Here is a 316-nt window from a genome sequence, read left to right on the forward strand (position 1 = left end):
TCTTCAACTCCGGCATGGGGGCCTCATGTTAACGGTTCCCTCACACATAGGGGTTGGCGTGCGAGTCTCCAATCGAAAAACGCGAACGAAGGGGGAACGGACGCACAGCGCTGCGCCTCAGGCGGCGCGTCGCGCCAGGTGCAGCCCCCAATGGGCCGCCGCCCCCGCCAGCAACAGCGCGCAGAGCGTCGCCATCATCACCCCGTGCCCGCCCAGGCTCGCCAGCGCGAACAGGACCGGCGTGCCCAGCGTGTTGCCGATATTGCCGGTCTGGGCCATGGCCCCATTGGCCAGCGCGCGGTCCTGCGCCCCGGGG

At 69.6% G+C, this 316-nt stretch carries 1 protein-coding gene; it reads right to left on the reverse strand.

Annotated features, from left to right (window positions below; genetic code table 11):
* Positions 1 to 117: 117 nt before the first annotated feature.
* Positions 118 to 316: hypothetical protein (locus H2O73_RS23675; RefSeq protein ID WP_220457717.1), on the reverse strand; the 199-nt coding region annotated here is incomplete at its 5' end.

This window comes from Vibrio marinisediminis (assembly GCF_014050145.1).
GTDB lineage: Bacteria > Pseudomonadota > Gammaproteobacteria > Enterobacterales > Vibrionaceae > Vibrio > Vibrio marinisediminis.